The following is a 12,307-nucleotide window of genomic DNA, read 5'->3' on the forward strand; positions in this document are numbered from 1 at the left end:
ATATCAGAAGTGCGAATGCTGACGTAAGTAACGATAAAGGGGGTGAAAAGCCTCCTCGCCGGAAGACCAAGGGTTCCTGTCCAACGTTAATCGGGGCAGGGTGAGTCGACCCCTAAGGCGAGGCCGAAAGGCGTAGTCGATGGGAAGCAGGTTAATATTCCTGCACGACTTGTAATTGCGATGGGGGGACGGAGAAGGCTAGGTGGGCCAGGCGACGGTTGTCCTGGTGAAAGTGCGTAGGTGGTGTTTGTAGGCAAATCCGCAGACACAACACTGAGACACGAGACGAACGCACCACGGTGCGGAAGCCATTGATGCCCTGCTTCCAGGAAAAGCCTCTAAGCTTCAGATTACAAGTCATCGTACCCCAAACCGACACAGGTGGTCGGGTAGAGAATACCAAGGCGCTTGAGAGAACTCGGGTGAAGGAACTAGGCAAAATAGAACCGTAACTTCGGGAGAAGGTTCGCTCTTGTTGGTGAAGTCCCTTGCGGATGGAGCTGACGGGAGTCGCAGTGACCAGATGGCTGGGACTGTTTATCAAAAACACAGCACTCTGCAAACACGAAAGTGGACGTATAGGGTGTGACACCTGCCCGGTGCCGGAAGGTTAATTGATGGGGTTAGCGCAAGCGAAGCTCTTGATCGAAGCCCCGGTAAACGGCGGCCGTAACTATAACGGTCCTAAGGTAGCGAAATTCCTTGTCGGGTAAGTTCCGACCTGCACGAATGGTGTAACCATGGCCATGCTGTCTCCACCCGAGACTCAGTGAAATCGAATTCGCCGTGAAGATGCGGTGTACCCGCGGCTAGACGGAAAGACCCCGTGAACCTTTACTACAGCTTGGCACTGAACATTGAACCTACATGTGTAGGATAGGTGGGAGGCTTTGAAGGCGTGACGCCAGTTGCGCTGGAGCCGTCCTTGAAATACCACCCTTGTATGTTTGATGTTCTAACGCAGGGCCCTGAATCGGGCTCGCGGACAGTGCCTGGTGGGTAGTTTGACTGGGGCGGTCTCCTCCCAAAGAGTAACGGAGGAGCACGAAGGTTGGCTAATCCTGGTCGGACATCAGGAGGTTAGTGCAATGGCATAAGCCAGCTTAACTGCGAGACGGACAGGTCGAGCAGGTACGAAAGTAGGTCATAGTGATCCGGTGGTTCTGAATGGAAGGGCCATCGCTCAACGGATAAAAGGTACTCCGGGGATAACAGGCTGATACCGCCCAAGAGTTCATATCGACGGCGGTGTTTGGCACCTCGATGTCGGCTCATCACATCCTGGGGCTGAAGTCGGTCCCAAGGGTATGGCTGTTCGCCATTTAAAGTGGTACGCGAGCTGGGTTCAGAACGTCGTGAGACAGTTCGGTCCCTATCTGCCGTGGGCGTTGGATGATTGAAGGGAGTTGCTCCTAGTACGAGAGGACCGGAGTGAACGAACCTCTGGTGTTCGGGTTGTCACGCCAGTGGCACTGCCCGGTAGCTAAGTTCGGAATCGATAACCGCTGAAAGCATCTAAGCGGGAAGCGAGCCCTGAGATGAGTCATCCCTGACCCCTTGAGGGTCCTAAAGGGCCGTTGGAGACCACAACGTTGATAGGTGGGGTGTGTAAGCGCGGCGACGTGTTGAGCTAACCCATACTAATTACCCGTGAGGCTTAACCATACAACACCCAAGAAGTGTTCGAAGGCTTGTAGCAGATACCGAGAACGAATAATTAAATCAGCTTTTTCAGATTGAAGATTTTTGCCTGGCGGCAATAGCGCAGTGGAACCACCTGACCCCATGCCGAACTCAGAAGTGAAACGCTGTAGCGCCGATGGTAGTGTGGCATTCGCCATGCGAGAGTAGGACACTGCCAGGCACCTAATTAAACAGTGATGTGCGAAATCACGTTACTGGCTGCGGGGATGACACCTCATAAACAAGCAGCAACAGCTTTAGCGAAAGCTAACCGAATGCGGAGCGGTAGTTCAGTCGGTTAGAATACCGGCCTGTCACGCCGGGGGTCGCGGGTTCGAGTCCCGTCCGCTCCGCCACTAGTTTGAAGGCCTTCCCTGACGGGAAGGCCTTTTTGCTTTTAAGCCGATCTAGAGGAACCAAAAGCCCGGTCATATGACCGGGCTTTTTGCGCTTCGCACGATGTATCGCCGTGGCCACCACACTCCCCTAGTAATAGATGCAGAGCCAGACGGTCGTCTCGGTTGGGTGGGTCCACTCTACCCTGTGCTGAAGGTGGGCGGGGATGTTGATGTAGTCCCCGGGCCCGAGATGTACGCGCTCCTGCACCTCGGTATCCGGGGTGATGAAGACCAGGATGGCCTCCCCCTGCACCAGCAACACCCATTCGTGTTCATCCTGATCGAACCACTCCCCGGTGGGGGTCTGCTGTCCCTGGGAGAGGATGCGTTCGATGCGAAAGTGGTTCGTGCTGACCAGATCCGTGAACACTTCATTGGGCAGGGGGGAGGGGATCTGGCCGAGCAGGTTGCCTGTGTGCATGGGGGCTTCTCTCCGGTTGATGGGCGAGTGACTAGCTAAGAGTGTAGAAGCTGGGAACAAGACCTCACACCCAAGGGTGAGATTCTTATGGGGCTTTAAAGTGGAAAAGTTAGGGAAAATGCCGGCTGATCCGCTGTAATTTCGCCAAATTCTTGCTATTTTGCGCGCCATCACGCAAACGATTTCCATCACACTTTCAGGATGAATTATGGCAACGCAAGAAATGACGGCCCGTACCGGCAACGGCGGATTTCTGGACTCCTATTTTTCCATTACCCAGCGTGGAAGCTCCGTGCGCCAGGAACTGGTCGCGGGGCTGACCACCTTCCTGGCCATGGTCTACAGCATCATAGTGGTGCCGAACATGCTGGGCGCTGCCGGCTTTGAGCAGGGACCGGTGTTTGTGGCCACCTGCCTGATCGCCACCTTCGGCTCCCTGCTGATGGGGCTGTGGGCCAAGCTGCCGATGGCCATCGGTTGCGCCATCTCCCTCACCGCCTTTACCGCCTTCAGCCTGGTGCTGGGGCAGGGGCTGAGCATCCCGGTCGCCCTCGGCGCCATCTTCCTGATGGGGGTTCTGTTCACCCTGATCAGCGTCACCGGCGTGCGCCAGTGGATCCTGGACAACCTCCCCTCCGGCATTGCCCACGGTACCGGCATCGGCATCGGTCTGTTCCTGCTGCTGATCGCCACCAACGGCGTCGGCATGGTGATCAAGAACGAAGGGGCCGGTCTGCCGGTTCAGCTCGGTGAGGTCACCGCCTTCCCCGTCATCATGACGGTGCTGGGTCTGGCCGCCATCTTCGGCCTGGAGCGTCGCAAGGTGCCGGGCGGCATCCTGATGGTGATCATCGCCATCTCCATCCTGGGCCTCATCTTCGACCCGAAAGTGACCTGGCAGGGCTTCTTCGCCATGCCGAGCCTGACCGGCGAGAAGGGCTCCCTGGTGGGTAGCATGGATGTGCTGGGCGCCCTCAACCCTGTGGTGATCCCCACAGTGCTGGCGCTGGTGATGACCGCCGTGTTTGACGCCACCGGCACCATACGTGCCGTGGCCGGCCAGGCCGGGCTCATCAACGAACGTGGCCACATCATCAGCGGCGGCAAGGCCCTGACCGCCGATTCGGTCAGCAGCATGGTCGCAGGCGCCGTCGGTGGTGCACCGGCTGCCGTCTACATCGAATCTGCCGCAGGCACCGCGGCCGGTGGCAAGACAGGCCTGACCGCCACCCTGGTCGGCGTGCTCTTCCTGCTGATGATCTTCCTTTCGCCCCTGAGCTATCTGGTGCCGGCCTACGCCACCGCCCCGGCCCTGATGTACGTCGGCCTGCTGATGCTGGGCAACGTCACCAAGCTGGACTTCAACGACTCGGTCGATGCCCTCTCCGGCATGCTGTGCGCCGTCTTCATCGTGCTCACCTGCAACATAGTCACCGGCATCATGCTGGGCTTCGTCGCGCTGGTCGTGGGTCGCCTGTTTGCCGCCGAGTGGAAGAAACTCAACATCGGCACCGTCATCATCGCCCTGGCGCTGGTGATCTTCTATGCCGGTGGCTGGGCCATCTGATCAACCCGGTTATCGAGAAGGGCTCCTGCGGGAGCCCTTTTTTATGGTTGTGAGGGAGTTAACAGTTCTTCCTCATGTGCCTTCCGGATGTTTCAGAGTGAAACGATAGACCCTCCCCTTCCGTTCCAAATCCGAACCGGAACGACCGTCATTTTTCTCTCGACTTATCCCGTTAGACTGGCTCCATCAATCATCTGCCCCCCGTGCGGTGGCAAGACAAGGAGTGAGCCATGAAGAAGCTGATCAATGCCGTCGATGCCGTGGTCCGTGAACAACTGATGGGGATGGCGGCCGCCCACCCCGAGCTCAAGGTGCGGATCGAACCCCACTACATCACCCGCGCCGACGCCCCCGTGACGGGCAAGGTGGCGCTGGTCTCCGGTGGCGGCAGCGGCCACGAGCCGATGCACGGCGGTCTGGTAGGCAAGGGGATGCTGGATGGCGCCTGCCCCGGCGAGATCTTTACCTCCCCGACCCCGGATCAGATGTACGAGTGCGGCCAGGCGGTCGATGGCGGCGCCGGCGTGCTGTTTCTGGTGAAGAACTACACCGGGGACGTGCTCAACTTCGAAACCGCGGTCGAGCTGCTGCACGGTGACGGGGTCAAGGTGGGCTTCGCCCTGATCGATGACGACGTGGCGGTCAAAGACAGTCTCTACACCGCCGGCCGTCGCGGCGTCGCCACGACCGTGCTGTGCGAGAAGCTGGTCGGGGCCGCCGCCGAGGCGGGCTACGATCTGGCGCGCTGCGAGGCGCTGGCCCGCCGCATCAACAACCAGAGCCGCACCATAGGCGTGGCCATGCATGCCTGCACAGTACCGGCCGCCGGCAAGCCCTCCTTCACCCTAGCGGACAACGAGGTGGAGTTCGGCGTCGGCATCCACGGCGAACCCGGCATAGCGCGCCGCTCCTTCACCGACCTCAACACCCTGGTGGACGACATGTTCAAGGAGCTGGCCGACAACAGCCCCTATGGTCGCACCCTGCGCCACTGGGATCGCACCAGCGGCAGCTGGCAGGAGGAGCACACCTTTGTCGAGCCGTTGAATGCGGGAGACAGGGTCATCGCCCTGGTCAACAGCCTGGGTGGCACCCCCATCTCCGAGCTCTACGGCGTCTATGGTCGGCTCGCCACCCTGTGCGAAGAGGCGGGCATCCATCTGGTGCGCAACCTGATCGGTCCCTACTGCACCTCCCTCGACATGACCGGCATCTCCATCACCCTGCTCAAGGCGGATGACGAGCTGATGACCCTGTGGGATGCCCCCGTTCACACCCCGGCCTTGCGCCGCGGCTGCTAAGGAGCCTTCATTCTCATGCTAAGCAAACACCAGATCGTCAACTGGCTGCTCGACTGCGAGCACATCTTCACCGAGCAGCGCGACTACCTCACCGCGCTGGATACCGACATCGGCGACGGCGACCACGGCCTCAACATGCAGCGCGGCTTCACCAAGGTGGCCGAGAAGCTGCCCGCGGTGGCGGACAAGGACATCGGCCAGGTGCTCAAGACCACCGGCATGACCCTGCTCTCCTCGGTCGGTGGCGCCAGCGGCCCGCTCTACGGCACCTTCTTCATCCGGGCGGCGGCCAGCAGCGATGCCTGCCAGAGCCTGACCCTCGGCCAGCTCGGCAAGATGCTGGGCGACGGAGTGGAGGGGATCGTCTCCCGCGGCCGCGCCGAACCCGGTGACAAGACCATGTGCGACGCCTGGTGGCCGGCGCTGGCCGCCCTGCAACAGGCCGAGCAGCAGGGCCTGCCGCTGCCCGAGGCGCTGGACAAGGCGGTCGCGGCCGCTGCCGCCGGCACCGAAGCCACCATCCAGATGCAGGCCCGCAAGGGGCGCGCCAGCTATCTCGGCGAGCGCAGCATAGGCCATCAGGATGCCGGGGCCACCTCGACCCTGCTGCTGCTGACCGCCCTGCGTGACAGAGCGAGGTTGTGACATGATCGGCATCGTAGTGGTCTCTCACAGCGCCCTGCTGGCGGCCGGATTGAAAGCCCTGGCCGACCAGCTCGGCAGCCCGGCGAAGCTGTTGCTGGCGGCCGGGGTCGATGACCCCGATCACCCCATAGGTACCGACGCCATCGCCGTGATGAGTGCCATTGAAGAGGCGGACGACGGCAGCGGCGTGCTGGTGCTGATGGATCTGGGCAGCGCCCTGCTCAGCGCCGAGACCGCCCTCGAGCTGCTGCCCCCGGAGCTGGGCGCTCGGGTACGGCTCTGCCCCGCCCCCCTGGTCGAGGGTACCCTGGCCGCCGTGGTGGCGGCCGGATACGGCCTGACGCTGGACGAGGTGGCCGCCGAGGCGCTCGGCGCCCTGGGCCCGAAACAAGGGATGCTGGCGGGTAAGACAGAGCCGGAGGCCGTCGAGGCTGCCCCTGTGCCCGACGATGGCTGGCTGCGCTGCGAGGTGGTGGTGGAGAATCCCCACGGCCTGCATGTGCGCCCCGCCGCCCGACTGGTGGCCGCCCTCAAGCCCTTCTCCGCCGAGCTGAAGCTGCAAAAGGGGGACAGAGAAGCCAACCCTCGCAGCCTGACCCGGCTCACCATGCTCGATGTGCGCCAGGGTGACAGGCTTATCCTGCTGGCGCGAGGGGAGGATGCCGGGGCGGCGCTGGACGCCTTCAGGCAACTGGCCGAGGTGCGCTTCGGCGACTGAGGGGCAGACCCGTCAATACAGGCCCCGCCATGGCGGGGCCTGCTGTTTTCGCCGTGCAGGCGCGCCTCAACCCTGATAGTCGGCAGGATCCATGTCGAGCAGTTTCAGCCGTCGCCACAGTGTGGTGCGGCTGATCCCCAACTGCCTGGCCATCAGGCTGACCTGCCCCTTGCTGGCGTGAGCGCTGCGCAAGATGGCCTGGCGTTCCAGCTCCGCCAGGGTGAGCAGCGGCGGCCCCACCACGGCATCCACCGCGGGTTGATGGCCGTGGCGGATGGTCACCGGCAGCGCCTGTGGCGGGATCAGGGCCTCGCTGCTGTGGAGCAGGGCGTATTCGATGGCGCTGCGCAGCTCCCCCAGATTGCCGGGCCAGGGGTAGGCCAGCAGGCAGTCGAGGGCCGCCGGGTTGAAGCGCCGCCCCGGCTCTCGCCCCTGCGCTACCAGCTGCTGGCTGATAAGGCCAGGCAGGTCGGCGGTGCGTTCCCTCAGGCTAGGCAACCACAGCTCGCACCCCTGTAGCGCATAGAGCAACTGTCGGCCGAAGTGACCCTCCTGCACCCGCTGCTCCAGCGGTGCACTGCTGGTCGCGATGATCCTCACCCTGAGCGGCAGGATGCGGGCGGAATCGAAACGCTGGATGCGGCCGGTCTTGAGCAGCTGCAGCAGGGCCGCCTGCATGGGGAGAGACAGGCACTCCACCTGCTCCAGCACCAGGGTGCCGCCGTGGGCCAGCTCGAACTTGCCGGCCCGCTCCTGTCCCGCCTCGTCGGAGCCCATCAGCTCCAGTGCCATGCGATCGCCGGGCAGCGCCTGGCAGTTGAGCGTGACGAGGGGCCCGGCGGCCCGTTCGCTGCCGAAGTGGATGGCCTCCGCCAACTGGGCCTTGCCCACCTCCTCCTCGCCCCGCAGCAAGACGGGACCCTGCCCCCTGGCAGCCTGGCGGGCGTGGCGCAGCAGCTTGCGCATGGCGCTCGATTCCCCCACCAGGGCGGAGAGTTCGGGGACCGTCTGGCGCAGCCGATGGATGGCGCGCAGCCTGTCGGCGGGGTGGAGCAGGGCGATAAAGCCGACCCCGTCGGGACCGGGCAGTGGCTTGAGGCTCACCAGGGCGTCGATGAACTCTCCCGTGCCGGTGCGCTCCAGCGTTACCTCCACGTGGCTCAGGGGGGCCCTCTCCTCGATGGCGAGCTGCAGGCGCCTGGGCAACAGCAGGTGGCGATCGAGGGGCTGGCCGAGGCAGAGATCCGGGTCGAGTCGCAGCCGGCTGGCCGCCAGCGCGTTGAGGTAGCGCAGCCTGCCCTGGGGATCCCAGGCCAGCACGCCGTCATCCATGCCGTCCAGCAGGGCATAGAGTTCGCTCAGATGGTGCTGGGACTCCTGCATCAGGCGCTCCATCTGCAGCAGGTTGGCCAGCTCGCGACCGGCGCTGACGGTGAGCGCCAGATCTCCCGGCGCGGCCTCCTCCACCCGGCAGATCAGGGCCACTATGGCGACCTGGCGGCCATTGCTGTCGTAGACAGGGCTGGCGCAGCAGTGCCAGGGGTGGAGGCTCTGGTTGAAGTGCTGGGGGCCGCTGACGCAGAGCGGTATCCCCTCCAACGCCGCCAGATTGATGGCATTGGTGCCGATGCGTCCCTCGCTGAAGAAGGCGCCGGGACCAAAGCCGAGCGCCGCCAGTTCCCCCAGGGTTTCGGGGTGGCCGGTCTGGGCCAGCAGGCAGCCGCTCTCGTCGGTGAGCAGCAGGGCGCAGGGGCGCCCCTCCATGAATTCGTAGAGATCCTCGAGGGCCATCTCGCCCGTGGTGAGCAGGTCCCGCTTGCGCTGGCGCAGGCTGTGCAGGGTCTGGCCCTTGGCGCTGTGGGGCGCATGCCAGAGGGTGGCGCTGGTCTGGTGGGCACAGCGCAGCCAGGAGGCTTGCAGGTATTCGGGCCAGGACGGGGGTGGCAGGGGGGAGGGTGACATGGTCGCTGGGTTATCCGACAAGGGGGAAGGGGTCATTTAACCACCCTTGCCGGCCCGATTCAGTGAGCTATCTCAGAGTGTGGCCTCCCCGCTCCGGGCGGCGGCATCCACCGCATCAGCCGCCATCAGCAGGCCTGATCTGCCGCAAGATGACAGGGGGCGCCGAGGCCCCCTGTCATCGCTTCACCGCGTTCCCTCAGATCCCCGTCATGCCGATCTCGTCGAGCTGGACATGGGCCCCCTGGCGCAGGGTGTAGAGCACGGCCTCGGCGAGATCCTCCACCTGCAGCCAGCCCGGTTTGCGATCCCCCGGGCAGGCCGGTGGCGGCACCTGTACCAGGCCGGGACAGAGGGTGTGGACGCGTATGCCCTGGTGCTGGACTTCTTCCCGCAGCGCCTTGGCAAAGCCCAGGACGGCAAATTTGGCGGCGCAGTAGACGCCGGCCCTCGCATAGCCGTGCCTGGCGGCCTGGGAGGCGATGTTGATGATGGTGCCGTGACGGTTGGCCAGCATGTCCGGCAGGCAGGCCCGGGTCAGCAGGAAGCTGCCCTTGGCGCAGGTGTCCATCACCCTGTCCCACTCCGATTCCGGCAGGTCCTGCACCAGATAGTCGCTGCCTACCCCGCTGTTGTTGACGAGCAGATCGATGGGGCCGAGCAGGGCCCTGGCCTGGGCGTGCTGTGCTCGCACCTGATCGCCGTCGCTGACATCCAGCACCAGGGGCAGCACTCTCACCCCGTATCGGGCTCCGAGCCGGGCCGCCTCCTGTTCCAGCAGCCCCTGGCGACGGGAAGCCAGGATCAGTTCCACCCCCTGGCTGGCCAGGGCCTCGGCGATGGCCAGTCCGATCCCGCTTGCGCCGCCGCTGATCAGGGCGCGTGTTGCTCTCAATGGGTTCATCTCGTTCTCCTTCTGAATGGTGCCCGCATTGTGGCGGGTGGCTCAGGGAGAGGACAGGGGAGGAGGGGGGCGGATTCGAACCCTGGTTCGTGTTTTGGCGATCCGGCTCGAACTTTGGTTCTGGTCTATCACCTTGCCAGGGGGCGCGCCGTCACGACAAGACAGAGACGCCGCCCAGCGGGCGGCGTCTTCGAGGGGATTATTCCGCCCTGGGCGGCTCGGGTGCCTCCAGGGCGGGCGCCGGCTCCCCTTCCTTGATCCAGGCATCCAGCAGGGTATAGCCCACCGCCAGCACCACGGGGCCGATGAAGAGCCCTATGATGCCGAGCGCCAGCAGGCCGCCGATGACCCCGACCAGGATCAGGATCAGCGGCAGGTCGGCCCCGCGCTTGATGAGGAAGGGGCGCAGGAAGTTGTCCATGGTGCCCGCCAGCAGGGACCAGACCAGCAGGAAGGTGCCCCAGGTGGTATCACCGCTCCAGTAGAGGTAGCCGACGCTGGCCAGCAGCACGGGGAAGGGGCCTATCTGGGCGACGATCAGCAGGAACATCAGCACCACCAGGATCATGGTGTAGGGAATGCCGGCGATGAGCAGGCCGAGCCCCGCCACCGAGGATTGCACCAGGGCGGTCACCACCACCCCCATGGCGACGGCGCGGATGGCCTGGGAGGCGAGCACCACGGCATTGTCGCCGCGCTGGCCCGCCAGGCGGTGGGCGAAGCGGCGAATGCCGTCGGCGGCCTTCTCGCCAGAGTGGTAGAGCAGGCCGCAGATGGCCACGGTCAGCAGGAAGTGAACGAACAGCAGGCCGAGGTTGCCCGCCTGGGCCGCCAGCCAGCGGGCGGTCTGGCCGAAGTAGGGGGCCAGCTTGGCGAACAGCACCTGACCACCGCTCGCCAGGATCTGCTGCCAGAACTCGTACAGCCTGTCACCGACCAGGGGCAGCTGTTGCAGCCAGAGCAGCTCGGGGGGCGGCGAGTGGCTCAGCTCGGTGCCGAGATCGATGAGCATGGGGGCCTTCTCCGCCACGTTGGCCAGCGCCATGAACAGGGGGATGACGAACATCAGCAGCAGGATGACGCTCATCAGCAGGGCCGCCAGGGTACGCTTGCCCCACAGCAGGCGCTGGGCCATCTGCATCAGCGGCCAGGTGGCGATGGTGATCATGGTGGCCCACACCAGGGCGGGCAGGAAGGGGCGCAGCACCATGAAACACGAGATGATGAGCAGGCTGAGGAACAGCACGCCCAGGGTGATCTTGGCCAAATCCACTTTTTTCATATTCATGACATTCCCTTTAACGAGGGGTAGGGCTCCCGGGAGGGGAACCGGTCGGGACGACGGAGAGCAGCCACCAGAGCCCGGCACTCAGCCAGAACCCCAGGCCGCCATAGAGTAACCCGTTTCCGGCCAGGATCAGCAGGGAGCTGCTGGTGAGCATGGGCACCACGAGCAGCAGCCCGGCGATGACCAGTCCGCCGGTCAGGGCCAGCAGTGCCGCACGGAGGGCGGGAGTCGGGTGCCGTTCGAGTTGTAGCAGATTACCCGATGCGAGCCCCAGGGTGAACATGGCGAGTCCCCCCAGGGTGGTGGACTGGGTGAGCCAGGCGGCCAGGGTGCTGACCAGCAGCAGAATTCCCCAGGGGGACTGGCGCGCAGCCAGTGCAGCCAGGGGCGCGCGCAGCGCCAGCAGCAGGGCGCCCAGAGCGAGGCCTGCCACCACATCCGAGAAGAAGTGCACCCCCAGCCAGACCCGCGCCACTCCGGCCAGCCCGGCCAGCAGCAGCGCCAGCACGCACCCCTGCCAGGGTCTGAGGGCCGGCAGGCTGGTCAGCAGCAGGCCCCAGTAGAGCAGGGTCGAGGCAGCGTGGCCGCTCGGCATGCCAAAGCCCTGGGCGCTGCGCTGCGCCAGCAGGGGGTCGAGGTGGAAGGGCCTGGGCCAGGCTATCCCCTCCTTGAGCAGGTTGACCACCAGGGTGAGCAGCACCATGGCAAACAGCAGGCTGCGCACCCTTGGCCAGCCCAGCAGGGGGAGCAGGAAGGGCAGCAGGGCCAGCTGGAAGGGGGCGGAGCCCAGCAGGTTGCCGGTCAGGAGCCAGGTGGCGTCCGGCCCCAGCCACTGCTGCAGGCGCTGGATCGGTGGCAGCTCGGCCTGGTGCAGGGCGCTGGCCCCGGCGCTGAAGTCGGTGACCCACTGCACCTGGCTCTCTGGGACGTCGGCCAGCCGGGGAGCCAGCCAGTCCAGCTGCGCCGGGAAACGACGCTGATCCTGGGGCAGGTGGGGGGCATCGATCAGCCTGGCATTGAGGATCTCGCCGCCGAGGTTGGGGGCCTGCAGTATGGAGACGAAGCCGGAGCCGGTCTGGGCCTGGATGGGGGAGAGGGTCTGGCAGGCGAACACCTGCGCCCTCTGCCAGCGCCCCAGCTCGGCGGTGACGCGCCCTCGCAGCCCCGTCTCCTCGTACAACTCCCGCAGTGCCGCCTGGGCCGGGGTCTCCCCCGCGTCGATGTAGCCGCCACTCAGGCTATAGCGGGAGGAGATCCTGTCTTGCACCAGCAGCAGCTGCTGCTGGTGGCGGATCACGCAGGCGCCCGCCGAGGGGGGCGACTCGGCGGCGCGCAGGGGGGCGCAGAGGGTGCCAAAGAGCAGGATCAGGAAGAAGGCGGTTCGGATCATGATGGGCCCATGGCAAGGAGATGGGGACAAGGG

At 64.7% G+C, this 12,307-nt stretch carries 9 protein-coding genes, 1 tRNA gene and 2 rRNA genes (1 of these 12 running past the window's edge); 7 read left to right on the plus strand and 5 right to left on the minus strand.

The window, feature by feature from the left end; translation table 11 throughout:
- From I6L39_RS08045 to I6L39_RS08055, 3 genes are all read left to right on the plus strand, one after another.
- A 23S ribosomal RNA gene (locus I6L39_RS08045) occupies positions 1 to 1,665 on the plus strand; it begins 1,224 nt to the left of the window's first position.
- Between the two features lie 84 nt (positions 1,666 to 1,749).
- Positions 1,750 to 1,864 (plus strand): 5S ribosomal RNA (rrf, locus tag I6L39_RS08050).
- A gap of 98 nt (positions 1,865 to 1,962) precedes the next feature.
- Positions 1,963 to 2,039, plus strand: a tRNA-Asp gene (locus I6L39_RS08055).
- A gap of 130 nt (positions 2,040 to 2,169) precedes the next feature.
- Here the strand turns inward: I6L39_RS08055 and I6L39_RS08060 are convergent.
- Positions 2,170 to 2,502, minus strand: coding sequence for a cupin domain-containing protein (locus I6L39_RS08060; RefSeq protein ID WP_042074476.1), 333 nt, complete (start codon positions 2,500 to 2,502; stop codon positions 2,170 to 2,172).
- Between the two features lie 208 nt (positions 2,503 to 2,710).
- Between I6L39_RS08060 and I6L39_RS08065 the strand changes: the two genes are divergently transcribed.
- From I6L39_RS08065 to dhaM, 4 genes are all read left to right on the plus strand, one after another.
- Positions 2,711 to 4,069 (plus strand): NCS2 family permease, encoded by a 1,359-nt coding sequence (locus I6L39_RS08065; RefSeq protein WP_216991503.1) that lies wholly within the window; start codon positions 2,711 to 2,713, stop codon positions 4,067 to 4,069.
- Positions 4,070 to 4,299: 230 nt separating this feature from the next.
- Complete coding sequence (gene dhaK, locus I6L39_RS08070) at positions 4,300 to 5,370, plus strand: dihydroxyacetone kinase subunit DhaK (protein WP_216991504.1); 1,071 nt, start codon at positions 4,300 to 4,302, stop codon at positions 5,368 to 5,370.
- Positions 5,371 to 5,385: 15 nt separating this feature from the next.
- A complete protein-coding gene (dhaL, locus tag I6L39_RS08075) occupies positions 5,386 to 6,015 on the plus strand; it encodes a dihydroxyacetone kinase subunit DhaL (RefSeq protein WP_209794987.1) in 630 nt (209 codons plus the stop codon).
- 1 nt (position 6,016) lies between these two features.
- The gene (gene dhaM / locus I6L39_RS08080) at positions 6,017 to 6,733 is read left to right on the plus strand and encodes a dihydroxyacetone kinase phosphoryl donor subunit DhaM (protein WP_209794988.1); all 717 of its coding nucleotides are present in this window, start codon (positions 6,017 to 6,019) and stop codon (positions 6,731 to 6,733) included.
- Between the two features lie 66 nt (positions 6,734 to 6,799).
- Here the strand turns inward: dhaM and dhaR are convergent, their stop codons facing one another.
- From dhaR to I6L39_RS08100, 4 genes are all read right to left on the minus strand, one after another.
- Positions 6,800 to 8,695: a dihydroxyacetone kinase operon transcriptional regulator DhaR gene (gene dhaR / locus I6L39_RS08085; protein WP_216991505.1), complete on the minus strand. Its 1,896-nt coding sequence runs from the start codon at positions 8,693 to 8,695 to the stop codon at positions 6,800 to 6,802.
- Between the two features lie 196 nt (positions 8,696 to 8,891).
- On the minus strand, positions 8,892 to 9,596 hold the full coding sequence (locus tag I6L39_RS08090; protein ID WP_216991506.1) for an SDR family oxidoreductase: 705 nt from the start codon (positions 9,594 to 9,596) through the stop codon (positions 8,892 to 8,894).
- Positions 9,597 to 9,795: 199 nt separating this feature from the next.
- Positions 9,796 to 10,884: an AI-2E family transporter YdiK gene (gene ydiK / locus I6L39_RS08095; protein ID WP_216991507.1), complete on the minus strand. Its 1,089-nt coding sequence runs from the start codon at positions 10,882 to 10,884 to the stop codon at positions 9,796 to 9,798.
- A gap of 10 nt (positions 10,885 to 10,894) precedes the next feature.
- The gene (locus I6L39_RS08100; protein WP_216991508.1) at positions 10,895 to 12,274 is read right to left on the minus strand and encodes a bifunctional NUDIX hydrolase/phosphatase PAP2 family protein; all 1,380 of its coding nucleotides are present in this window, start codon (positions 12,272 to 12,274) and stop codon (positions 10,895 to 10,897) included.
- Positions 12,275 to 12,307: the final 33 nt, after the last annotated feature.

It is taken from the genome of Aeromonas sp. FDAARGOS 1409 (assembly GCF_019048705.1).
GTDB lineage: Bacteria > Pseudomonadota > Gammaproteobacteria > Enterobacterales > Aeromonadaceae > Aeromonas > Aeromonas sanarellii.